Origin of the sequence: Hansschlegelia beijingensis (assembly GCF_045505405.1) — a bacterium.
GTDB lineage: Bacteria > Pseudomonadota > Alphaproteobacteria > Rhizobiales > Methylopilaceae > Methylopila > Methylopila beijingensis_A.
Window position 1 is genome coordinate 1 of the sequence record NZ_JBJKEX010000673.1, and the last position, 682, is coordinate 682.

The 682-nt window shown below is 75.5% G+C and carries 1 pseudogene; it reads right to left on the reverse strand.

Annotation, left to right across the window (positions count from 1 at the left end):
• Window positions 1-682: pseudogene (locus tag ACIKT0_RS19555) on the reverse strand (autotransporter outer membrane beta-barrel domain-containing protein); the annotation flags it as partial.

Here is a 682-nt window from a genome sequence, read left to right on the forward strand (position 1 = left end):
GCCCCCGCCGATCGACTGGACCAGCAGGCCGCCGGCGGCCGCGCCGGTGGTGGAGATCACGCCGTCGGAGGCGATCGTCGCGGAGGCCGTCCCGCCTTGTCCGCCGGAGCCGCCGTCGCTGCCGACGGTGATCGCGACGTTCTTGTTCGACCTGTCGGCGATCGAGAAGGCCTGGGTCGACCCGACGCCGGCGTCTCCGCCGCCGCCGCCGATCGACTGGACGATCGCGCCCGCCGCGTGGGCGCCGCCGGTCTCGATCACGCTCATCGCCGCGCCCCCGTCGCCCAGCGTGAACGAGGCGTCGGCGCCGTCTCCGCCCTTGCAGGTCGAGCCGCTGCGGCAACCGCCGACCGACAGGGTGACGGTCGCGCTCTCATTGCCGACCGTGCTCTCGGCGACCCGCTTCAGGCCGTAGCCGACGCTCGCGGCGAGCGACGAGGAATCGCCGCCATGGCCGCCGCCGCCGCCTATCGACTGGACCAGCGCTCCGTGGCTTCCCATGCCCGCCGTGCCGATCGTCGCGGCGCCGCCGAGCGCGAGCTTCGCGGACCCGCCGTTTCCGCCGTCGCCGCCGTTCCCGCCGACGCTGAGCGCGCTGCTGAAGGTGTAGGAGGTCGCGGCCGTCTCCTGGCCCGGGAGCGGAACCGCCACCGCGACGGCGTTGGCGGACGCGCCGGCCCCA